This window comes from Paeniglutamicibacter sp. MACA_103, assembly GCF_045798555.1.
In the GTDB taxonomy this organism is placed as follows: domain Bacteria; phylum Actinomycetota; class Actinomycetes; order Actinomycetales; family Micrococcaceae; genus Paeniglutamicibacter.
This window is the reverse complement of record NZ_JBIXLN010000145.1, coordinates 1-233: the sequence shown is the minus strand read 5'-3', so window position 1 is coordinate 233 and position 233 is coordinate 1. Positions and strand designations below refer to the sequence as shown.

Annotated in this window: 1 rRNA gene; it reads left to right on the top strand. The window is 54.1% G+C overall.

The annotated features are described in order from the left end of the window. A 23S ribosomal RNA gene (locus ACIPVK_RS21900) occupies nt 1-224 on the top strand; the annotation flags it as partial. Nucleotides 225-233: the final 9 nt, after the last annotated feature.

Sequence of the window (233 nt, the reverse complement as noted above, 5' to 3'; positions counted from 1 at the left end):
TGGTGTGTCAGTTGTACTGCCAAGTGCACCGCTGATTGGCTACGTTCGGAAGGGATAACCGCTGAAAGCATCTAAGCGGGAAGCCCACTTCGAGATGAGATTTCCATGCACCATTTGGTGTGAGAGGCCCCCAGCAGACCACTGGGTTGATAGGCGGGACGTGGAAGCGAGGACCAAAGACTCGTGAAGCCGACCCGTACTAATAGGCCGACAACTTAAACCACAAACACCAC